This window comes from Ramlibacter sp. Leaf400, assembly GCF_001424545.1.
Classification (GTDB): domain Bacteria; phylum Pseudomonadota; class Gammaproteobacteria; order Burkholderiales; family Burkholderiaceae_C; genus Ramlibacter.
The window spans coordinates 69,378-88,952 of record NZ_LMQL01000008.1; the positions used below are offsets into that span (position 1 = coordinate 69,378).

A 19,575-nucleotide genomic window follows, 5' to 3' on the forward strand; every position below is an offset into this window, starting at 1 on the left:
CGTCAGAACGGGATGTCGTCGTCCATGTCGTCGAAGCCGGACGACGGCTTGTTGCCGGCGGCCGGACGCTGGGCGGCCGGCGCGGGAGCGCGGGGGGCCGGCGCGCGGCGCTGCTCGTAGCCGCCTCCGTCGTCATCACCGCCCGGGGCGCCGCCGCCCATGCCTTCGCGCTTGCCGAGCATCTTCATCTCGTCGGCGCGGATCTCGGTGGTGTACTTCTCGGCGCCGCTCTGGTCGGTCCACTTGCGGGTGCGCAGGCTGCCTTCGACGTAGACCTGGGAGCCCTTGCGCAGGTACTCGCCGGCGATCTCGGCCAGGCGGTCGTTGAAGACGACCCGGTGCCATTCGGTGGCTTCCTTCATCTCGCCGGACTGCTTGTCCTTCCAGCGCTCGGACGTGGCGATGGTGACGTTGCACACGCGGCCGCCGCTGGGGAACGTGCGCATCTCGGGGTCCTTGCCGAGGTTGCCGACGATGATGACTTTGTTAACCGATGCCATGAGGTGTTCCTCCTGAGGATTGCGGGAATTATGGCTATGTCGCCTGGGCCTCGTCCGCCAGCACTTCCCCCGGGGAAGGCGAGCGGCCGGGCGCCGCCATGGGCCAGGCGACCACCAGCCAGAGGAACGTCAAACCGGCGCAGGCGGCGAACAGGCCCTGCGCTCCAACGTGCTTGGCCAGCCAGCCGCCGACCGCGCCACCGGCGAAGAAGCCCAGCGATTGAAGGGTGTTGTAGACGCCCAGGGCGGATCCCCGGGCGTGCGGCGGCGCCATGCGCGAGGCCATGCTCGGCTGGCTGGCCTCCAGGACGTTGAAGCCGCAGAAGAAGACGAACAGCACGGCCGCCAGCAGGGCCACCGACGGCCGTTCGGCCGTGAAGGCCAGCACGACCTGGACCGCGCCCACCAGCGCCACCGACGCCAGGAACACCGCGCGCAGGTAACCGCGCCGCTCCAGCGGGAACAGCGTGGCGCCCATCACGAAGAAAGACGCCAGCACCGTCGGCAGGTACACCGTCCAGTGGCGGTCCTTGTCCAGGCCGGCCTGCACCAGCAGGGCCGGGATGGCCACCCACATGGCCAGCTGCACGGCGTGCAGGACGAACACGCCCACGTCCAGGCGCAGCAGCCCGGCGTGGCGCAGCACTTCACGCAGGCCGCCGCGCGGCCTGCCCGGGTTCTTGTGCTCCGCCGGCTCCGGCGGCGTCCACCAGACCACCACCGCCATGCAGGACAGGGCCAGCAGGCCGGTGATGCCGAACAGGAGCGGCAGCCCGCCCACGCCGGCCAGCAGCGGGGCCGCCACCAGCGACAGCGCGAACATCAGCCCGATGCTGGCGCCCACCATCGCCATGGCCTTGGTGCGGACCTCGTCGCGGGTCTGGTCGGCCAGCAGGGCCGTCACCGCGGCCGAAACCGCGCCGGCGCCCTGGAGCGATCGCCCGACGATGAGCCAGAGCAGGCTGTCCGCCGCCCCCGCCACGAAGCTGCCGCCGGCGAACACCGCCAGCCCCAGGAGGATGACCCGCTTGCGGCCGAACCGGTCCGAGGCCATGCCGAACGGGATCTGCAGCAGGCCCTGGGTCAGGCCGTAGATGCCCATGGCCAGGCCGACCCGCGCGGCGTCGTCGCCGCCCGGATAGCGCGCGGCCTCGAGCGCGAACACCGGCAGCACCAGGAAAAGGCCGAGCATGCGCGCGGCGAACACCAGGGCGAGCGAACCGCTGGCGCGGCGCTCCAGGGGCGTCATGCGGTGCCGGTCGGGATGGGAGGTGGAGGTCACGAGGAGCGGGATCCGGCCGCGGGCGGCCAAAACGGGCCGGGACGGGCACCGGCGAGCCCGCATTGTCAGGCATGGCGGGCCCGGCCTTGGCGCGGCGGCGACCCGGCCGTCTATCATGGTCGGTTTCCCTCGACCAGCCCAGCGTTTGAACACCTCCGAAGGCAAGTACCTGGCCCGCTCCCTGCAGGACCAGCGGATCTCCATCCGCGGGGCGCGCACCCACAACCTCAAGAACATCGACCTGGACCTGCCGCGCAACCAGCTGGTGGTGATCACCGGGCTGTCGGGTTCGGGCAAGTCCTCGCTCGCCTTCGACACGCTGTACGCGGAGGGCCAGCGCCGCTACGTCGAGAGCCTGTCGGCCTATGCGCGGCAGTTCCTGCAGCTGATGGACAAGCCCGAGGTCGACCTGATCGAGGGCCTCTCGCCGGCCATCGCCATCGAGCAGAAGGCCACCAGCCACAACCCGCGCTCGACCGTGGGCACGGTGACGGAGATCCACGACTACCTGCGCCTGCTGTTCGCGCGCGCCGGCACGCCCTACTGCCCCCACCACGACATCCCGCTGACGTCGCAGACGGTTTCGCAGATGGTGGACACGGTGCTGGCGCTGCCGCCGGACACGCGGCTGATGGTGCTGGCGCCGATCGCGCGCGAGCGCAAGGGCGAGTTCGAGGACGTGTTCGCCCACATGCAGGCGCAAGGCTACGTGCGCTTTCGCATCAACGGGCAGCCGTACGAGGCCGAGAACCTGCCCAAGCTGAAGAAGACCGAGAAACACGACATCGACGTGGTGGTCGACCGCCTGAAGGTGCGGCCCGAGGTGCAGCAGCGCCTGGCCGAAAGCTTCGAGGCGGCGCTGCGGCTGGCCGAGGGCCGCGCCGTCGCGCTGGAGATGGACGGCGGCAAGGAACACATGTTCAACGCCAAGTTCGCCTGCCCGATCTGCCACTACTCCATCGCCGAGCTGGAGCCGCGCCTGTTCTCCTTCAACTCGCCGGTGGGCGCCTGCCCGGAATGCGACGGCCTGGGCTGCATGGAGTTCTTCGATTCGCAGCGGGTGGTGGCGTTTCCCTCGCTGTCGCTGGCGTCGGGGGCGATCAAGGGCTGGGACCGCCGCAACCCCTACTACTTCAGCATGATCGAGAGCCTCGCCAAGCACTACCGCTTCAGCGTGGACGAGGCTTTCGAGAACCTCGAGCTGCCGGTGCAGAACGCCGTCCTGCAGGGCTCGGGCGACGAGGAGATCCGCTTCAGCTACGTGATGGAGTCCGGCAGTACCGCCGGCAAGAAGGTCACGAAGAAGCACCCGTGGGAGGGCGTGATCCCCAACATGGTCCGGCGCTTCCGAGAAACCGACTCGGCCACCGTGCGCGAGGAGCTGGCCCGCTACCGCAGCCTGCAGCCCTGCCCCGTTTGCGCCGGCACCCGGCTGCGCACCGAGGCCCGGCACGTGCGCGTGGGCGACAACGAGCAGGCCCGCAGCATCTACGACGTCAGCCGCGTGACGTTGCGCGATGCGCTGGCGTACTTCGAAGGCCTGCAGCTGCACGGCGCCAAGGCCGAGATCGCCTCCAAGGTGGTGCGCGAGATCGCGGCGCGGCTGAAGTTCCTCAACGACGTGGGCCTGAATTACCTGAGCCTGGAGCGCAGCGCCGAGACGCTCTCCGGCGGCGAGGCCCAGCGCATCCGGCTGGCCAGCCAGATCGGCTCGGGCCTGACCGGCGTGATGTACGTGCTGGACGAGCCCAGCATCGGGCTGCACCAGCGCGACAACGACCGGCTGATCGGCACGCTCAAGCACCTGCGCGACATCGGCAACAGCGTGCTGGTGGTCGAGCACGACGAGGACATGATCCGTGCCGCCGACCACGTGGTGGACATGGGGCCGGGCGCCGGCATCCACGGTGGCCGCGTCATGGCGCAGGGCACGCCCGAGGAGGTGGAGGCCACTGCGGAATCGCTCACCGGCCGCTACATGGCGGGCACGCTCAAGATCCCCGTGCCCAAGAAGCGCCACGTGTGGCTGCCGCTGGAAGGCGGCAAGCCCGGCGAGCTGCAGCGGCTGCGCATCGCGGGCGCGCGCGGCAACAACCTGAAGGACGTGACGGTCGAGATCCCGGTGGGCCTGCTGACCTGCGTGACCGGCGTTTCCGGCTCGGGCAAGTCGACCCTGGTGAACGACACCCTCTACGCGGCCGTCGCGCGCACGCTCTACCGCGCGCACGAGGAGCCGGCGCCGCACGAGGAGATCGACGGCATCGAGCACTTCGACAAGGTGATCAACGTCGACCAGTCGCCGATCGGCCGCACGCCGCGCAGCAACCCGGCCACCTACACCGGCCTCTTCACGCCCATTCGCGAGCTGATGGCCGAGACCGCCACGGCCAAGGAGCGCGGCTACGGGCCCGGGCGCTTCTCCTTCAACGTGTCCGGCGGCCGCTGCGAGGCCTGCCAGGGGGATGGCGTGGTGAAGGTGGAGATGCACTTCCTGCCCGACGTCTACGTGCCCTGCGACGTCTGCCGCGGCCAGCGCTACAACCGCGAGACGCTGGAGGTGCAGTGGAAGGGCCGCAACATCGCGCAGATCCTGGACCTGACGGTCGAGGACGCGCACGAGTTCCTCAAGCCCGTGCCGGCCATCGCGCGCAAGCTGCAGACGCTGCTGGACGTGGGGCTGTCGTACATCAAGCTGGGGCAGGCCGCGACCACGCTGTCAGGCGGCGAGGCGCAGCGGGTGAAGCTGGCGCTGGAGCTGTCGAAGCGGGACACGGGACGGACGCTGTACATCCTGGACGAGCCGACGACGGGGCTGCACTTCGCGGACATCGACCTGCTGCTGAAGGTGCTGCATCAGTTGCGCGATGCAGGGAACACCATCGTCGTCATCGAGCACAACCTGGATGTGATCAAGACGGCGGATTGGTTGGTGGATATGGGGCCGGAGGGCGGGGCTGGGGGTGGGACGGTTGTGGGGGCGGGGACGCCGGAGGACATCGCGGCGAATGCAGCGAGTCACACGGGGCGCTACCTCAAGCGGCTGCTCTGAGCTTTCAGTGGCGCGCGCCTACAGCGTTGGCGCTTCGTGCGCGCTACTGTCTTGCGGAACAGGAGACGCATGATGGATAAGTCCACCCGCCCCGGCGAGGAGCCAGACCGCATCAACATCGAAGACCCCAAGGACCGCGCCGAGTGGGCGCGCAAGCTGGACTGCTCGGAGGCTCAGCTTCGTGAAGCGGTCAAGGCAGTGGGCGACGAGGCCGGCGCCGTGGAGATGCACCTCCACGGCGTGCACAGCACGACCAATTCCGATCGCGTGCATGAACTCGGGGACGACTGAAAGGTCCCCTTGCCTCAGGGCTTGGCTGCCTCCAGCGCCGCGCGCGTCTTCTCCGCTTCGCGCCGCGCCGCCTGGGCGAAGTCCTCGCCCGACGACGCATACAGGATCGCGCGCGACGAATTGACGACGATGGGCGCGTCGGCCCGCCAGCCCGCGCGGACCGTGGCCACGGCATCACCGCCCTGGGCGCCGACCCCGGGGATCAGCAACGGCAACGTCGGCGCAATCGCCCGCACCCGCTCGATCTCATTCGGATAAGTCGCGCCCACCACCAGGCCCAGCTGCCCGTTCAGGTTCCAAGGCCCCTGCGCCAGCCGGGCGACGTGCTCGTACAGCAAGGGCGATCCCTCGACCGAGCCCAGCCGCTGGTTCTGCAGGTCGTCCCCACCCGGGTTCGACGTGCGGCACAGAAGGAAAGCGCCCTTGCCTTCATGCTTCAGGTACGGCGCGACCGAATCGAACCCCATGAACGGGGACAGCGTCACCGCATCGGCCCCGTAGCGCTCGAACGCCTCGATGGCGTACTGCTCCGCGGTCGATCCGATGTCGCCGCGCTTGGCATCCAGGATCACCGGCACGTGCGGCGCCACCCGGCGCATGTGCGCGATCAGCTTCTCGAGCTGGTCCTCCGCCCGGTGCGCCGCGAAGTACGCGATCTGCGGCTTGAAGGCGATCGCAAGGTCCGCGGTGGCGTCGACGATGCGCGCGCAGAACTCGTGGATGCGGGAAGCGTCGCCCCGCAACCCCGCCGGGAAACGCTTGGGCTCGGGGTCCAGGCCCACGCACAGCATGGACCCGTTTCGCTCTTGCGCGCCGCGCAGCATCTCCAGGAACGTCATGCGGCCGATTGTAGGGATGACCCACAATCGCCCCGATGCAGAGACTCAGCCGGCAGCAACTCGTCCTCCTGGTGCTCCTGACGGCGGTATGGGGCATCAACTGGCCGGTGATGAAGCTGGGCGTGACCGGCTACCCGCCGCTCACCTTCCGCGCGCTGTCGCTGGTCCTCGGGCTGCCGGTGCTGGCCGCCGTGTTGCTGGCGATGAAGGTGCCGTTCTCGGTGCCCCGGCGCGACTGGCCGCAATTGCTGCTGCTGGCCGCCACCAACATGTTCGTCTGGCACGTCTGCATCATCCTGGCGGTGAGCACGCTGTCGAGCGGCCGCACGGCCATCCTGGGCTACACGATGCCGATCTTCTCGGCGTTGATCGGCGCCTGGTTCTTCTCCGCCGTTCTCTCGCAGCGCGGCTGGCTGGGCGTGAGCGCGGCGGCGCTGGGCGTGGCGTTGCTGCTGTGGCACGAGTTCACCCAGTTGGCGGGGCGGCCGGGGGGCGTGGCGCTGGCCCTGGTCGGGGCGGCGGTCTGGGCCCTGGGCACGCAGCTCTTGCGCCGCACGACCATCGACCGGCCCACGCTCACGCTCTCGTTCTGGATGACGGCGCTCACCGCGGCGGTGATGACGGTGCTGTCCATCGTGTTCGAGCGCTCGCAGTGGGCCTGGCCGCACGATGCGGCGATGGGCGCGATCGGCTTCAATGCCGTGCTGGTGTTCGGCTTCGCCCACGTGGTCTGGTTCTACCTGGCCCGCAGCCTGCCGCCGGTGGCGTCCACGCTCAGCGTGATGTTCATCCCGGTGGTGGGCGTGTTCTCGGGGGCGCTGTGGCTCAAGGAAGCGCTGCACTGGCAGGACTGGACCGCCGTTGCGCTGATGGTGGTGGCGATCGCTTCGGTGCTGTGGCCGGCGCGGCCGGCGCGGGCCTGAGGCGCGCTACTGGCGCTTGACCGGCGGCGAAGCCGCCACGGCCTGCTGGTACAGGCCGCGCACCTTGGGCACGTTGTCGCGCAGGCGGGCCAGCCGGTCCGGGCCGGTGGGGTGCGTGGACAGGAACGCCGGCCCCTGCTCGCCGCCCGAAGCCTTGCCCATCTTTTCCCAGAGCGAGACCGAAGCTTCGGGCACGTAGGCCCCGCGGGCCCCCATCTCCAGGCCGATCAGGTCGGATTCGATCTCGTCCTCGCGCGAGAAGCGCAGCGTCAGCAGCTGGGTGCCGATGTTGGCGGCCACGTCGCCCAGCTGACCCAGGCCGAACAGCGCCGCGCCCATCGACAGCAGCGCGCCGGTGCCGGCCTGCTTGGCGATGCGGGCCCGGGCGTGCTCGCGCACCGCGTGCGCGATCTCGTGGCCCATCACCATGGCGAGCTCGTCGTCGGTCAGCTGCAGCTGGTCGAGGATGCCGGTGTAGATGGCGATCTTGCCGCCGGGCATGCAAAAGGCGTTGATCTGCTTGCTGCCCAGGAGGTTGACCTCCCAGCGCCAGCCCTTGGCGCGGTCGTTCCAGCGCAGGCTGTGCGGGATCAGGCGCGAGGCGACATAGCGGATGCGCTGCAGCTGCGGATGGTTGTCCGGCGCCAGCGCGCCCTGCTGGCGCGCCTTGGCCATCATCTCCGAGTACTGCTGCTGCGAAGCGGCCTCGATCTCCTCGGCCGGCACCAGGCCGCGCGCGCGGGAAGGTCCGCCGACGTCGACCTGGGCCAACGCGGGCGCGGCAGCCGTCGCACCCGCGAGCGCCAGGAAGCCACGGCGTGGCATCCAGGGCGAGTTCTTCGGGTAGCACATCTGGCACATGAGGCAATAATAAAAGGGATCGGCCGAGCAGATGTCAGACAAAAGCCCCACGCAGCCTCAGACGAGCCCGGCCCCCGGTTGGATCGCAAGCCTCAAGGTCTATGCGGAGCCGCCTACGCTGCGCATGCTGGCGCTGGGTTTTTCGGCCGGGCTGCCGCTGCTGCTCGTGCTGGGCACGCTGAGCTTCCGCCTGCGTGAAGCCGGCATCGACCTCGCCACCATCGGGTACCTCTCCTGGGTCGGCCTCGCCTACGCGTTCAAGTGGGCCTGGGCGCCGCTGGTCGACCGCCTGCCGCTGCCGCTGCTCACGCGCCTGCTGGGGCGCCGGCGAAGCTGGCTGCTGGTATCGCAGGCGGCCATCGTGGCGGGCCTGGTCGGCATGGCCTGGTTCGACCCTTCCGTCGACCGCACGCTGGTGGCGTTGTGCGCGCTGGGCGTGGCCTTCGCCTCGGCCACGCAAGACATCGCGCTGGACGCATTCCGCATCGAGTCGGCCGACGCCAACCGGCAGGGCGCGCTCGCCGCGGCCTACCAGACCGGCTACCGCCTTGCGATGATCTGGGCCGGCGCCGGCGTGTTCTGGATCGCCGCGCGCGCCGAGGTGCCGGGCGGCGTCACCTACCAGCACGAGGCCTGGCGCTTCGCCTACCTCGTGATGGCCGGCTCGATGGCCGTCGGCATCCTCACCGTGCTGCTGTCGCCCGAGCCGATCCGCCGCGTGCTGCCGCCGGCGCGTGATGCCGCCCAGTGGCTGCGCGAGACCCTGGTCGAGCCCTTCGCGGAATTCCTGCGCCGCTACGGCAGCCAGGCCGTGCTGGTGCTCTCGCTGATCGCTGTCTACCGCATCAGCGACGTGGTGATGGGCATCATGGCCAACCCGTTCTATTCCGACATGGGCTTCACCAAGACCGAGGTGGCCAACATCACCAAGGTCTATGGCGTGGTCATGACGCTGCTGGGCACCTTCATCGGCGGCCTGATGGCGATGCGCCTGGGCGTGATGCGGGTGATGATGCTGGGCGCGCTGCTCAGCGCCGGCAGCAACCTGCTGTTCGCCTGGCTGGGCTCGCGCGGGCACGACGTGCCGGCGCTGATGCTGGTGATCTCGGCCGACAACCTGGCGTCCGGCATCGCCTCGGCGGCCTTCATCGCCTACCTCTCCAGCCTGACCAACGTGAACTACTCCGCCACGCAGTACGCGCTGTTCAGCTCCATGATGCTGCTGCTGCCCAAGTGGCTGGCCGGGTTCTCGGGCAAGTTCGTGGAGCAGTTCGGCTACGGCAACTTCTTCACCGTGACCGCCTGCCTGGGCGTGCCGGTGCTGCTGCTGGTGTGGTTCGCCTCGCGCATGCACGCGGCGGCGGGGAACACGCAGGCACCGCCCGCGCGGGTCGAGGCGATTTCCTAGCCGCGTCGGACCCGCGCCGCCAGCGACTGGCGCTGCACCTTGCCCAAGGCCGTCTTCGGCAGCGCCTCCAGCCGCACCCAGTGGCGCGGCAGCTTGAACCGCGCCAGCCGCGCCGCCAGGTGCTCGCGCAAGGCCTCGTCGCTGGCCTGCGCCCCCGGGCGCAGCACCACGGCCACGGCCACCGCCTCGCCCCAGTCCGCATCGGGCACGCCGAAGGCGGCGCATTCCAGCACGGCCGGGTGGTCCGACAGCGGCGCCTCGATCTCGGCCGGGTGGATGTTCTCGCCGCCCGAGATGATCAGCTCCTTGGCGCGGCCCACGATGCTGTAGCTGCCGTCGGCCGCCCGCGACGCGAGGTCGCCGGTGCGGAACCAGCCGTCCGCATCGCACGCCGGCTGGTCGGGCCAGTAGCGCTGCACCACGTTGCCGGCCCGCAGGCAGACCTCGCCGCTGCCGTCCTTGCCGGTGTTGGCCAGCCGCACCTCGACACCCTCCGGCGGCCAGCCACAGGACCCGACGTGGTCGAACGCGTGTTCCGGCGGTAGCGCGATCGAGAAAGGCCCCGTCTCCGTCGCGCCGTAGACGTTGCACACCGGAAGGCCGCGTTCGTGGAAAGCCTGCACGAGCTGCGCCGGCAGCAGGCTGGAGCCGGCCCACACCGCGCGCAGGCTGGCCAGGTCGGCCCGCGGCCAGTCCGGATGTTCGACCAGCGCCTTCATCGTCGCCGGCACCTGCAGCGTCAACGTCGGGCGATGGAGGGACAGGGCCCCGAACGTCGCCTCGGGCGTGAACCGCGGATGCAGCAGCACCTGCGCGCCCGCGTACAGCGCCGGCAGCGTCTGGATGCACAGGCCGCCGACGTGGAACAGCGGCAGCACCGTGAGTACGCGGTCCTGGGGCGTCATCCGCTGCACGGCGGAAGCGATGCGCATGTTGGCCAGCAGGTTGGCCTGGGTGTGGACCGCGACCTTGGGCCGGCTCGTGGTGCCGGAGGTCGCCACCAGCAGCACGGCGGCATCGGCCGCGGCGTGGTCCGGCGCCGCATGCTCGCCGCCGCCTTGCAGCGACGCCAGCGCGTGCACGGCCATTCCGTTGCGAGCGCCCAGTGCCGCCGCGGCGGGCGCGAAGGCTTCGTCGTGCACGAGGTGCGCAGGCCCGCATTCGGCCACCAGCGTGTCCCACTCGGCCGGCGCCAGCCGGAAATTCAGCGGCAGCAGCACCGCGCCGATGCCCGCCAGCGCGAACAGCAGCGCGACCTGCTCCACATGGTTCAGCCCCAGCCACGCGACGCGGTCGCCGGGCCGCACGCCCCAGTCGTGCCACAGGGTCGCGGCGATGGAGGCCGCGCGCTCCGACAGCGCCGAATACGAGAGCACCCGCCCGTCGAAGACCATCGCCGGCGCATCGGGTTGTCGTCGCGCATGCAACGCCAGCACCTGCGGCAGGTCTCGCGGCTGGAAAGTGGCTACGCCCATTTACCTAACTTTACCGCCGCGACAAGCCCTCTTTCGCCGTGCTGCCGATGCTGGGCCACATCGGCGGTCCACGTGACTAACATTGCCCCCATGCAGCAACTCCTGATGATCGAAGACGACGCGCGGCTGGCCCAGATGGTGGGCGAGTACCTCGAGCGCTCCGGGTTCGGCGTGACCAAGGCGGTCGACGCCAAGGCCGGCCTCGGGCTGCTGCAGGAGCCCGCCAACGGCCAGCTGCCCGACCTGGTGGTGCTCGACCTGATGCTGCCCGACCTGGACGGGCTGGAGGTCTGCCGCCGCATCCGCTCCATGCAGGGCGAGGCCGGCCGGGTGCCGGTGCTGATGCTCACCGCCAAGGGCGACCCGATGGACCGCATCGTCGGCCTGGAGATCGGCGCCGATGACTACCTGCCCAAGCCTTTCGAGCCGCGCGAGTTGCTCGCCCGCATCCGCGCCATCCTGCGGCGCCGCGGCGAAGGCGCGCCGCCCACGGCCAAGCACATGCGCTTCGGCTCGCTGGAGATCGACCGCGACGCGCGCACCGTCACCGTCGGCAGCGAGCTGCGCGAGCTCACCTCCTACCAGTTCGACCTGCTGGTCGCGCTGGCTGAGCGGGCCGGCCGCGTGCTCACCCGCGACCAGATCATGGAAGCGGTGCGCGGTCGCGAGCTGGAAGCCTTCGACCGCTCGATCGACGTGCACATGGGCCGCATCCGCGCCGCCATCGAGGCGGACGTGAAGAACCCCAAGCGCATCCTCACCGTGCGCGGCGTCGGGTACGTCTTCGCCAAGCAGCAAGACTGACCCGCCGCGCTCGTGAAACTCCGCTTTCCCCTCTACCTCCGGATCTGGCTCGCGGTCATCGTCGCCGTCGCCCTGCTCACGCTGGCGTTCGGCGCGCTGTGGGAGCTGTACCGCGACCAGGTGCGCACCGAGCAGGCGCAGTCGGCGCGCGAGATCATCCTCCGCGACGACGCCGGCCAGGTTCTGGGCCAGGGCCAGGCCACCCGCGCCAACCGCCAGCCCGGCCAGGGCTGGGAAGCCGAGGTGACGCTCAAGGACGGCCGCACGCTCACCGTGCAGGTTCCGCCCCGCCAGCGCCGCCCGGGCGAGGGGCCGGGCGGCATGCGGCTGTACCTGCCGCGCGGCCCGACGGGGCTGTTCTGGCTGCTGGGCATCGTGGCGCTGGCGATGGTGGTGGGCAGCTACCCGATCATCCGGCGGCTCACGATGCGGCTGGAGAACCTGCGCGCGGGCGTGGAACGCTGGGGGCGCGGCGACCTGGCCGCGCGGGTCGACGAGAGCGGCCACGACGAAGTCGCGTTCCTGGCGCGCCGCTTCAACCATGCGGCACAGCGCGTCGAAACCCTGGTGCAGAGCCACAAGTCGCTGCTGGCCAATGCATCGCACGAGCTGCGCTCGCCGCTGGCGCGCATCCGCATGGCGCTGGAGCTGCTGGACGGCCCGCCCACGCCGGTGCAGCGGCAGGAGTTGCTGCGCAACATCGGCGAGCTCGACCAGCTGATCGACGAGATCCTGCTGGCCAGCCGGCTGGACGCGCGCGAGACCGACATCGGCACTTTCGAGCCGGTGGACCTCACCGGCCTGGCCGCCGAGGAATGCGCCCAGACCGGCGCAGAACTCTCGGCACAGGGCGTGGCCGACGGGCTCGCGGTCGACGGCGTGGCCAAGCTGCTGCGCCGCGCGATCCGCAACCTGCTGGAAAACGCTCGCCGTTATGCCGAAGGGCCGGCCGAGGTCGAGGTCCACCGCGACGGCCAGCACGCCGTGGTGCGCGTGTGCGACCGCGGCCCGGGCGTGCCGGCCGACCAGCGCGAACGCATCTTCGAGCCCTTCTACCGCCTGCCCGGCGCCAGCGAGCGCGAAGGCGGCGTCGGCCTGGGGCTGGCCCTGGTGCGATCGATCGCGCAGCGCCACCACGGCACGGTGCACTGCGAGGCGCGCGAGGGCGGCGGCGCTTGCTTCGTGCTGCGGCTGCCGATCTAGAGCGGAAAAGGCGTCATGTCCGCGCCGGCGCTCGCCTGCGCGGGCGTGTGGGCCACGTTCATCAGCCAGTTCACCATCACGAAGTAGCCGACCAGGGTGGTGAGTTCCACCACGCCCTGCTCGCCGAACGCGCGCAGGGCACGCTCGTAGGTGAGCTCGCTGCTGCCGTTGGTGCGCAGCAGTTCCAGCGCGAAGTCCAGTGCCAGCGCCTCGTCCTCCTTCAGGCCGGACGCGGGCCGCGCGCCCTGGCGCAGCGCATCGATGGCGCCGGCGTCCACGCCGGCCTTCGCCGCCAGCGGCGCATGCATGTGCCACTCGAACTGGTTGCCGACGTGCCGCGCCGCGGCGCAAGTGGCCAGCTCGCGGATGCGCGCGTCCAGCACGCTCTCGAAGCGCAGGTACTCGCCGACCCTGGCGACGCGCTCCAGCAGCACGGGGCTGCGCATCAATGGCAGGAACGGGCCAAACACGCCCTTGCGCGGACCGTCGATCAGCGCCTGCGCGGCGGCGCGCTGCGGCGGGGTCATGGACTCCATCGCGGGCAGCGGCATGCGCTCGCGCCAGGGCTGGGTGGATCCTTGGCGCAGGGCTTCGGGCGAGGTGGAAGTGTCATCGGGCATGGGAGGTCTCCGGCAGGTCCGTCTTGGGAACAAGGGTGGCGCGCCAGAGCCACGCAGCGCTGGCGAACAGGGCGAGCGCGCCGGCCTGCAGCGCAAGCGCCAGGCCGTGCTCGGGCGACAGCTGCAGCAGCAGCGACGACGACACCGGTCCGGCGATCTGGCCGAGCGCGAAGGCCGCGGTCATCCGGCCGACCAGCGCCGTGGCATCGCCCTGGGCGCGCGCACGGATCTCCTGCACGCCGGCCAGCGTCACCACCATGAAGGTGCCGCCAACCAGGAGCGCGGACAGGGCGATGGTCCAGCCGCTGCGCCACAGGCTGGGCAGCAGCACGCCGACGCCCATCAGCACGTGCGACGCCGACCAGACCTGCAGCCGCGAGGCGCGGCGCAGCAGCGCGGCCGCGACCAGGGTCGACACGGCGGCCGTCGCGCCGAACACCGGCCAGGCCAGGCCGAACAGGCGCGGGTCCTCCACCACGGCGCGGGCCAGCACCGGCAGGAAGGTGGCCGGCAGGATGTAGCCGAAGCCCAGCAGGGCGTAGCAGACGACCAGGCCGGTGCTGCCCGGTGGCATCGTTGCGGATGGCGGCTTCGCGGCGGTGCCCGTCTCCGGTCGCGCGACACGGGCCAGCACCCCCAGGACGGGAACGACCAGCAGCAGCGCCAGCGCACCGAGCTGCAGCCACAAGGCCATGGGCCCCTGCCCCGCCGCTGCGCCCCCCCAGCAGTAGAGGCCCGCCAGCGCGATGCCCAGGCCCACCCCCGAGTAGAGGGCGCTGTTCCACGCGCTCGGCCCGCTGCGCGCCAGCGCCGACAGGCACCAGATGCTGGTGCCCACGAAGGCCCACGCGCTGGCCACGCCCGCCAGCAAGCGCAGCGCGGCCCACCAGGCCAGCGGCCCCGGCAGCGCCATCGCTGCCGTCAGCGCGGCCGTGGACAGCAGGGCGACGAGCGACAGGCGCGACGCGGTCCAGCCCGTGCGCGCGGCGGTGAGTGCGCCGACCAGGTAGCCCGCGTAATTGGCCGCGGCCAGCCAGCCGCCGCCGGCCACGTCGAGCTGCCCGGCCTGGACCATGAGCGGCAGCATCGGCGTGAAGGCGAAGCGCCCCACGCCCATCGCGACCGCCAGCGACAGCAGGCCGGCCAGGCCGATGGCCCAGGCGGGCGGCTCGCGGTGGGGCGCTTGCGGGTTTGCCATGGCGGGCCATTACACCCAGAATGGACTGCACGCACAAATGAATTTTCGAGAAGGACCATTCTTGCCGTGAGAACGATCGACCTCGACTCGCTGGAGATCTTCCGGGCCGTGGTGCAGGAGGGCGGCATCATCCGCGCGGCCGACAAGCTCGGCCGCGTGCAGTCCAACGTGACCACGCGCATCAAGCAGCTCGAGCAGCGTCTGGGCCTGGCGCTGTTCCGCCGCCAGGGCCGCTCCATCGTGCTGTCGCCCGAGGGCGAACTCTTGCTGTCGTACACCCAGCGTTTGTTCCGCCTGGCCGACGAGGCCGAGAGCGAGCTGCGCACCGGCAAGCCGATGGGGGCCTTTCGCATCGGCTCGCTGGAGAGCACGGCGGGCAGCCGGCTGGGGCCGCTGCTGTCGAAGTTCCACGGCCTCTACCCCGGCGTGGTGGTGGAGCTGGCCACCGGCACCACCGGCGCGCTCATCCAGCGGGTCACGAACTTCGAGCTGGAAGCCGCGTTCGTGTCCGAACCCTTCAGCGCTCCGGGCCTGGAGGCGCTGAAGGTGTTCGACGAGGAGCTGGTGCTCATCACCGGCAAGGACGTGCCCGCCGTGCGGCGCGCGGCCGACCTGGAGGGCCGCACCGTGATCGCCTTCGCCACCGGCTGCTCGTACCGCAAGCGGCTGGAGGAGTGGCTGGGCGCTTCGGCCGTGATGCCGGCGCGTACGCTGGAGTTCGCGTCCTACCAGGCCATGATCGCCTGCGTGGCGGCGGGGACGGGCTTTGCGGTGGTGCCGCGCTCGCTGCTGCTGGCGCTGCGCTCGGCCGGCGACGTGCAGCAGCACGAGCTGCCCGCCCGAGTGCGGCGCAACCGCACCCACCTGGTGTGGAACGGCGCGCCGTCCACGGCGCTGCTGGGGCTTCAGGCGCTGCTGGCGGCCTGAAGCAGGTCGGCCACGCGCTGCGGCGCCACGTCGCGCAGGCACCGGTGGTGCCCCAGCGGGCATTCGCGCGCGAAGCAGGGCGCGCAGTCCAGCGGCGGCTGGTAGCCGGGGTCGTCCTTCAGCCAGACCACGCGCGCCGCGTCGTTGAGCGGCGGCGTGTGCAGCGGGCTGGAGGAGCCGAACAGCGCCACCTGCGGCACGCCGAAGGCCGCGGCCACGTGCATCAGGCCCGAGTCGTTGCTGACGACGGCGCGCGCCGCGGCGATGAGGGCGAAGGCCTGCATCAGCGAGGTGCGGCCGGCCAGGTTGCGGCCGTTGGGCGCGGCCGCGGCGATGGCCTCGCACACCGGCGAGTCCTTACCCGAGCCGAGCAGCAGCACCGGCTGCGACACCGACAGCGCCAGCGCTGCGTAGTGCTCGGCCGGCCAGCGCTTGGACGGTCCGAACTCGGCGCCCGGCGCGAAGACGACATAGCCGCCGCGGGCCAGGCCTTGCGAGGCGAGCGCGGCGTCGATCTCGCGCGGGTCCAGTTGCAGCACCGGCCGGTCGTGCTCCAGCCCGGCCGTGTCGCCGCTCAGCGCCGAATAGAAGGCCACCATCGGCGGCTTGTTCTTCGGGTTCTTCAGGCGGTGCGTGAGCAGGCCCACGCGCGCTTCCCCGAGGTAGCCGACCCGCCGCGGGATGCTGGCCAGGAAAGGCAGCAAGGCGCTCTTGAGCGAATTGGGCAGCACGTAGGCCGTGTCGAACCGCCCCTGCATTTCGCGGCCCAGCTTCCGGCGCGCGGCCCACTGCAGGCCGCCGTGCTGGAAGGGGAACTCGATGACTTCGTCGACCTGGGGCATGGCCCGGTAGACCGGCGCCACCCAGGGAACGGCGCCGACGGTCAGCCGCTCACCGCGCGCGTGCAGGCGGCGCAGCAGCGGCCCGGTCATCACGGCATCGCCGATCCACTGCGGGGCGATGACGAGGGAGCGACCCACGGTGCGGTCAGTGGCCGCCGTGGCCGAAGTGCTCGCCTTCCTTGAGCTTGTAGATCGTGCCGCAGTAGGCGCAGCGCGCCTCACCCGTGCCGGCCACGTCCAGGAAGATGCGCGGGTGCGTGTTCCACAGCTTCATGCCGGCCACCGGGCTGGGGCAGAACACCCCGCCGTTGCCGTTGAGGTCGCTGGCGCGCAGTTCGACGACGGTGAGGGGCTTCTTCGTGGGGGCGTCCATGTGCGGCCTCAGACCTTGGTGAGCCAGTGGGCGTACTTGGGATTGCGGCCGTTCACGATGTCGAAGAACGCGTTCTGGATCTTCTCGGTGATCGGGCCGCGGGAGCCGGCGCCGATCTCCACCCGGTCCAGCTCGCGGATCGGCGTGACTTCGGCGGCCGTGCCGGTGAAGAAGGCCTCGTCCGAGATGTAGACCTCGTCGCGGGTGATGCGCTTTTGCACCAGCTCGATGCCGAGGTCCTTGCAGATGTGGAACACCGTGTTGCGGGTGATGCCGTTGAGGGCGCCGGCCGACAGGTCGGGGGTGTAGATCACGCCGTCCTTGACCACGAAGACGTTCTCGCCGGCGCCTTCGCTGACGAAGCCGGAGCTGTCCAGCAGCAGGGCCTCGTCGTAGCCGTCGTCCAGGGCCTCCATGTTGGCCAGGATGGAGTTGCTGTAGTTGGACACCGCCTTGGCCTGCGTCATCGTGATGTTGACGTGGTGGCGGGTGTAGCTGGAAGTCTTGACGCGGATGCCGCGCTTGAGGCCTTCCTCGCCCAGGTAGGCGCCCCAGGCCCAGGCCGCGACCATCATGTGGATGGTGTTGCCCCGGGGGCTGACGCCCAGCTTCTGCGAGCCGATCCAGGTCAGCGGCCGGATGTAGCAGCTCTCCAGCTTGTTGGCGCGCACCACCTGCTTTTGCGCCTCGTTGACCTGCTCCTTGCTGAAGGGCAGCTGCATGCGCAGGATCTTGGCGCTGTTGAACAGGCGGTCCGTGTGCTCCTGAAGCCGGAAGACGGCGGTGCCGTTCACGGTGTTGTAGGCGCGGACGCCCTCGAACGCGCCGCAGCCGTAGTGGAGGGTGTGGGTCAGCACGTGGATCTTGGCGTCGCGCCAGTCCACCAGCTCGCCGTCCATCCAGATCTTGCCGTCGCGGTCGGCCATGGAGGGCAGTGCAGTCATGTCTCGTCCTTGGGAAGGGAAAGCAAACGGGCGATTTTACTGAGCCGGCTCGGGCGGGGACGGCTCATCGGCCGGCGGGCGCTCCAGCGTCCACCGCACCAGCTTGCCCTGGGCGAACTCGCAGGTCACGTGCGACCCCGAGCCGTCGGTCCAGCGGAACACCTCCGGCTGCTCGTCCTTGGGCGACAGCTGCTCGCCCAGCGCGCGGGTCAGGCCGATCACGTGCAGCAGGGTGAGCCTGGGACGCAGCCGGGAATGCAGCATGACGGCGCTGCCCACGTAGCCGACCGGCAGGTCGGCCGCCCGCCGCAGCACGCCGGTCATGCGGGTGAAGTTCAGCAGGGCCCACATGACGATGCCGCCTGCCACCAGCGCCACCCCGGGCCAGCCCCAGGTGCGCCAGGCCATGGCCACCAGCGCCACGCCGGCGATGGGGACGAAGATTCGTTGCCAATTCATGGGCGCGATTGTCGCGCCACCACGGGTCAGTCCAGCCCGCGCACCACTTCCATGGCTTCCTCGATGCGGTCCACCGCGTGGATGGTGAGGCCCTCGATGTCGCGGCTGCCCTTCTTCGGCGCGTTGGCCCGGGGCACGACCGCCACCGAGAAGCCGAGCTTGGCGGCCTCGCGCAACCGCTCCTGCCCGCGCGGCGCCGGCCGCACTTCGCCGGCCAGGCCCACTTCGCCGAAGGCGATGAAGCCCTTGGGCAGCGGGCGGCCGCGCAGCGACGAGGTGATGGACAGCATCACGGCCAGGTCGGCCGCCGGCTCGGTGATGCGCACGCCGCCGACCGCGTTGACGAACACGTCCTGGTCCATGCAGGCCACGCCGGCATGGCGGTGCAGCACGGCCAGCAGCATCGCCAGCCGATCGCGTTCCAGGCCGACCGACAGGCGCCGCGGGCTGGGGCCGCCGGTGTCCACCAGCGCCTGCACCTCGACCAGCATGGGCCGCGTGCCCTCCAGCGTGACGAGCACGCAGCTGCCGGGCACCGGTTCGGCATGCTGCGACAGGAAGATCGCGCTGGGATTGGCCACGCCCTTGAGGCCCTTCTCGGTCATCGCGAAGACGCCGATCTCGTTGACGGCGCCGAAGCGGTTCTTGATCGCCCGCACGAGGCGGAAGCTGGAATGCGTGTCGCCCTCGAAATAGAGCACGGTGTCCACCATGTGCTCCAGCACGCGCGGGCCGGCCAGCGCGCCTTCCTTGGTCACGTGGCCCACGAGGACGATGCAGGTGCCCGAGGACTTGGCCGCACGCGTCAGGTGCGCGGCGCATTCGCGCACCTGCGCCACCGAGCCGGGCGCCGAGGTGAGCTGGTCGGAGTAGACGGTCTGGATCGAGTCGATCACGGCCACGGACGGCTTGATGGCCGCCAGCGTGCCCAGGATCTTCTCCAGCTGGATCTCGGCCAGCACCTGCACCTGCGAGTTGTCCAGCCCGAGCCGGCGCGAGCGCAGCGCCACCTGCGCGCCGGACTCCTCGCCGGTGACGTACAGGCAGGGGATGGCCGCGCGCTGCAGGCCGTCCAGCGCCTGCAGCAGCAGGGTGGACTTGCCGATGCCGGGATCGCCGCCGATCAGCACCACGCCGCCTTCCACGATGCCGCCGCCCAGCACGCGGTCGAGCTCGCCGATGCCGGTGGGCGTGCGGGCCACTTCGCTGGCCTCGATGTCGGCCAGCACGGCGACCCCGGCGGTGGGCGCGAGGGAGGCGAAGCGGTGCCGCTGCGAGGCCGGGGCTTCCGCCACGGTCTCGATCAGCGTGTTCCAGGCGTTGCACTGCGGGCATTTGCCCTGCCACTTCGGCGTGCTGCCGCCGCACTCGGTGCAGCTGTAGGTCGTTCGGTCTTTGGCCACGCGGCAGTGTAGGCGAGCACTTGCGCGGCGCCCTCGCGCAGCAGCGGGTTGCACAGGGCGGATAGCCGGTGCAGCGCAGGCTCAGCGTTGGCGCTTTGACCGCCCCTCCTGGCGACAGGGACGTTGCCCTTGCGCGGTCCCCGCCAACTCATTTAACATATTAAGCAATCGCCG

The 19,575-nt window shown here is 70.7% G+C and carries 19 protein-coding genes; 7 read left to right on the top strand and 12 right to left on the bottom strand.

What is annotated here, in order from left to right; genetic code table 11:
• Window positions 1-2: 2 nt before the first annotated feature.
• Together ssb and ASG30_RS06540 are read right to left on the bottom strand one after the other, a co-directional pair.
• Complete coding sequence (ssb, locus tag ASG30_RS06535) at window positions 3-500, bottom strand: single-stranded DNA-binding protein (RefSeq protein ID WP_055894194.1); 498 nt, start codon at window positions 498-500, stop codon at window positions 3-5.
• Window positions 501-534: 34 nt separating this feature from the next.
• On the bottom strand, window positions 535-1,749 hold the full coding sequence (locus tag ASG30_RS06540; protein ID WP_055894791.1) for an MFS transporter: 1,215 nt from the start codon (window positions 1,747-1,749) through the stop codon (window positions 535-537).
• 148 nt (window positions 1,750-1,897) lie between these two features.
• Between ASG30_RS06540 and uvrA the strand changes: the two genes are divergently transcribed.
• Together uvrA and ASG30_RS06550 are read left to right on the top strand one after the other, a co-directional pair.
• A complete protein-coding gene (gene uvrA, locus ASG30_RS06545; RefSeq protein WP_055894196.1) occupies window positions 1,898-4,831 on the top strand; it encodes an excinuclease ABC subunit UvrA in 2,934 nt (977 codons plus the stop codon).
• Between the two features lie 72 nt (window positions 4,832-4,903).
• Entirely contained in the window at window positions 4,904-5,122 is a 219-nt protein-coding gene (locus ASG30_RS06550; protein WP_055894794.1) for a DUF3606 domain-containing protein, read from the top strand.
• 14 nt (window positions 5,123-5,136) lie between these two features.
• Here ASG30_RS06550 and pyrF read toward each other — a convergent pair whose 3' ends face one another.
• Window positions 5,137-5,961 carry an orotidine-5'-phosphate decarboxylase gene (gene pyrF, locus ASG30_RS06555; protein ID WP_055894198.1) on the bottom strand — a complete coding sequence of 275 codons (825 nt, stop codon included), beginning with the start codon at window positions 5,959-5,961 and terminating at the stop codon, window positions 5,137-5,139.
• 35 nt (window positions 5,962-5,996) lie between these two features.
• Between pyrF and ASG30_RS06560 the strand changes: the two genes are divergently transcribed.
• On the top strand, window positions 5,997-6,884 hold the full coding sequence (locus ASG30_RS06560; RefSeq protein WP_055894200.1) for a DMT family transporter: 888 nt from the start codon (window positions 5,997-5,999) through the stop codon (window positions 6,882-6,884).
• 6 nt (window positions 6,885-6,890) lie between these two features.
• Here ASG30_RS06560 and ASG30_RS06565 read toward each other — a convergent pair whose 3' ends face one another.
• Window positions 6,891-7,745, bottom strand: coding sequence for a M48 family metallopeptidase (locus ASG30_RS06565; protein WP_055894201.1), 855 nt, complete (start codon window positions 7,743-7,745; stop codon window positions 6,891-6,893).
• Window positions 7,746-7,776: 31 nt separating this feature from the next.
• Here ASG30_RS06565 and ASG30_RS06570 point away from each other — a divergent pair, with 31 nt between their 5' ends.
• Complete coding sequence (locus tag ASG30_RS06570; protein WP_055894203.1) at window positions 7,777-9,153, top strand: AmpG family muropeptide MFS transporter; 1,377 nt, start codon at window positions 7,777-7,779, stop codon at window positions 9,151-9,153.
• Here the strand turns inward: ASG30_RS06570 and ASG30_RS06575 are convergent.
• Window positions 9,150-10,628: a class I adenylate-forming enzyme family protein gene (locus ASG30_RS06575; RefSeq protein ID WP_055894204.1), complete on the bottom strand. Its 1,479-nt coding sequence runs from the start codon at window positions 10,626-10,628 to the stop codon at window positions 9,150-9,152. The genes ASG30_RS06570 and ASG30_RS06575 overlap by 4 nt on opposite strands.
• Window positions 10,629-10,718: 90 nt before the next feature.
• On the opposite strand from ASG30_RS06575, the gene ASG30_RS06580 reads away from it, so the two are divergent.
• Window positions 10,719-11,432 carry a response regulator gene (locus ASG30_RS06580; RefSeq protein ID WP_055894206.1) on the top strand — a complete coding sequence of 238 codons (714 nt, stop codon included), beginning with the start codon at window positions 10,719-10,721 and terminating at the stop codon, window positions 11,430-11,432.
• Between the two features lie 12 nt (window positions 11,433-11,444).
• Window positions 11,445-12,635, top strand: a complete 1,191-nt coding sequence (locus ASG30_RS06585) for a sensor histidine kinase (protein ID WP_055894207.1) — start codon at window positions 11,445-11,447, stop codon at window positions 12,633-12,635.
• Here ASG30_RS06585 and ASG30_RS06590 read toward each other — a convergent pair.
• Both ASG30_RS06590 and ASG30_RS06595 read right to left on the bottom strand, forming a co-directional pair.
• On the bottom strand, window positions 12,632-13,255 hold the full coding sequence (locus ASG30_RS06590) for a carboxymuconolactone decarboxylase family protein (RefSeq protein WP_082521934.1): 624 nt from the start codon (window positions 13,253-13,255) through the stop codon (window positions 12,632-12,634). The genes ASG30_RS06585 and ASG30_RS06590 overlap by 4 nt on opposite strands.
• Entirely contained in the window at window positions 13,245-14,453 is a 1,209-nt protein-coding gene (locus tag ASG30_RS06595; RefSeq protein WP_055894209.1) for a YbfB/YjiJ family MFS transporter, read from the bottom strand. The genes ASG30_RS06590 and ASG30_RS06595 overlap by 11 nt, the downstream gene beginning before the upstream one ends.
• A 66-nt stretch (window positions 14,454-14,519) precedes the next feature.
• On the opposite strand from ASG30_RS06595, the gene ASG30_RS06600 reads away from it, so the two are divergent.
• Window positions 14,520-15,380: a LysR family transcriptional regulator gene (locus ASG30_RS06600; RefSeq protein WP_055894210.1), complete on the top strand. Its 861-nt coding sequence runs from the start codon at window positions 14,520-14,522 to the stop codon at window positions 15,378-15,380.
• On the opposite strand, the gene waaF is transcribed toward ASG30_RS06600, so the two are convergent.
• The 5 genes from waaF to radA are packed head-to-tail and all read right to left on the bottom strand — an operon-like array spanning window position 15,359 to window position 19,401.
• Window positions 15,359-16,360, bottom strand: a complete 1,002-nt coding sequence (gene waaF / locus ASG30_RS06605) for a lipopolysaccharide heptosyltransferase II (protein WP_055894212.1) — start codon at window positions 16,358-16,360, stop codon at window positions 15,359-15,361. The genes ASG30_RS06600 and waaF overlap by 22 nt on opposite strands.
• 7 nt (window positions 16,361-16,367) lie before the next feature.
• Window positions 16,368-16,595 carry a zinc-finger domain-containing protein gene (locus ASG30_RS06610; RefSeq protein ID WP_055894214.1) on the bottom strand — a complete coding sequence of 76 codons (228 nt, stop codon included), beginning with the start codon at window positions 16,593-16,595 and terminating at the stop codon, window positions 16,368-16,370.
• Window positions 16,596-16,603: 8 nt separating this feature from the next.
• Entirely contained in the window at window positions 16,604-17,539 is a 936-nt protein-coding gene (locus ASG30_RS06615) for a branched-chain amino acid transaminase (protein WP_055894218.1), read from the bottom strand.
• Between the two features lie 36 nt (window positions 17,540-17,575).
• Window positions 17,576-17,998 carry a glycerate kinase gene (locus ASG30_RS06620; RefSeq protein ID WP_200947259.1) on the bottom strand — a complete coding sequence of 141 codons (423 nt, stop codon included), beginning with the start codon at window positions 17,996-17,998 and terminating at the stop codon, window positions 17,576-17,578.
• Between the two features lie 26 nt (window positions 17,999-18,024).
• Window positions 18,025-19,401, bottom strand: coding sequence for a DNA repair protein RadA (radA, locus tag ASG30_RS06625; RefSeq protein ID WP_055894220.1), 1,377 nt, complete (start codon window positions 19,399-19,401; stop codon window positions 18,025-18,027).
• Window positions 19,402-19,575 lie beyond the last annotated feature (174 nt).

Bases quoted from the DNA above. Each gene is read 5' to 3' on its own strand.
- ssb (WP_055894194.1), bottom strand. From the start codon at position 500: ATGGCATCGGTTAACAAAGTCATCATCGTCGGCAACCTCGGCAAGGAC.
- ASG30_RS06540 (WP_055894791.1), bottom strand. From the start codon at position 1,749: ATGACGCCCCTGGAGCGCCGCGCCAGCGGTTCGCTCGCCCTGGTGTTC.
- uvrA (WP_055894196.1), top strand. From the start codon at position 1,898: ATGGTCGGTTTCCCTCGACCAGCCCAGCGTTTGAACACCTCCGAAGGC.
- ASG30_RS06550 (WP_055894794.1), top strand. From the start codon at position 4,904: ATGGATAAGTCCACCCGCCCCGGCGAGGAGCCAGACCGCATCAACATC.
- pyrF (WP_055894198.1), bottom strand. From the start codon at position 5,961: ATGACGTTCCTGGAGATGCTGCGCGGCGCGCAAGAGCGAAACGGGTCC.
- ASG30_RS06560 (WP_055894200.1), top strand. From the start codon at position 5,997: ATGCAGAGACTCAGCCGGCAGCAACTCGTCCTCCTGGTGCTCCTGACG.
- ASG30_RS06565 (WP_055894201.1), bottom strand. From the start codon at position 7,745: ATGTGCCAGATGTGCTACCCGAAGAACTCGCCCTGGATGCCACGCCGT.
- ASG30_RS06570 (WP_055894203.1), top strand. From the start codon at position 7,777: ATGTCAGACAAAAGCCCCACGCAGCCTCAGACGAGCCCGGCCCCCGGT.
- ASG30_RS06575 (WP_055894204.1), bottom strand. From the start codon at position 10,628: ATGGGCGTAGCCACTTTCCAGCCGCGAGACCTGCCGCAGGTGCTGGCG.
- ASG30_RS06580 (WP_055894206.1), top strand. From the start codon at position 10,719: ATGCAGCAACTCCTGATGATCGAAGACGACGCGCGGCTGGCCCAGATG.
- ASG30_RS06590 (WP_082521934.1), bottom strand. From the start codon at position 13,255: ATGCCCGATGACACTTCCACCTCGCCCGAAGCCCTGCGCCAAGGATCC.
- ASG30_RS06595 (WP_055894209.1), bottom strand. From the start codon at position 14,453: ATGGCAAACCCGCAAGCGCCCCACCGCGAGCCGCCCGCCTGGGCCATC.
- ASG30_RS06610 (WP_055894214.1), bottom strand. From the start codon at position 16,595: ATGGACGCCCCCACGAAGAAGCCCCTCACCGTCGTCGAACTGCGCGCC.
- ASG30_RS06615 (WP_055894218.1), bottom strand. From the start codon at position 17,539: ATGACTGCACTGCCCTCCATGGCCGACCGCGACGGCAAGATCTGGATG.
- ASG30_RS06620 (WP_200947259.1), bottom strand. From the start codon at position 17,998: ATGAATTGGCAACGAATCTTCGTCCCCATCGCCGGCGTGGCGCTGGTG.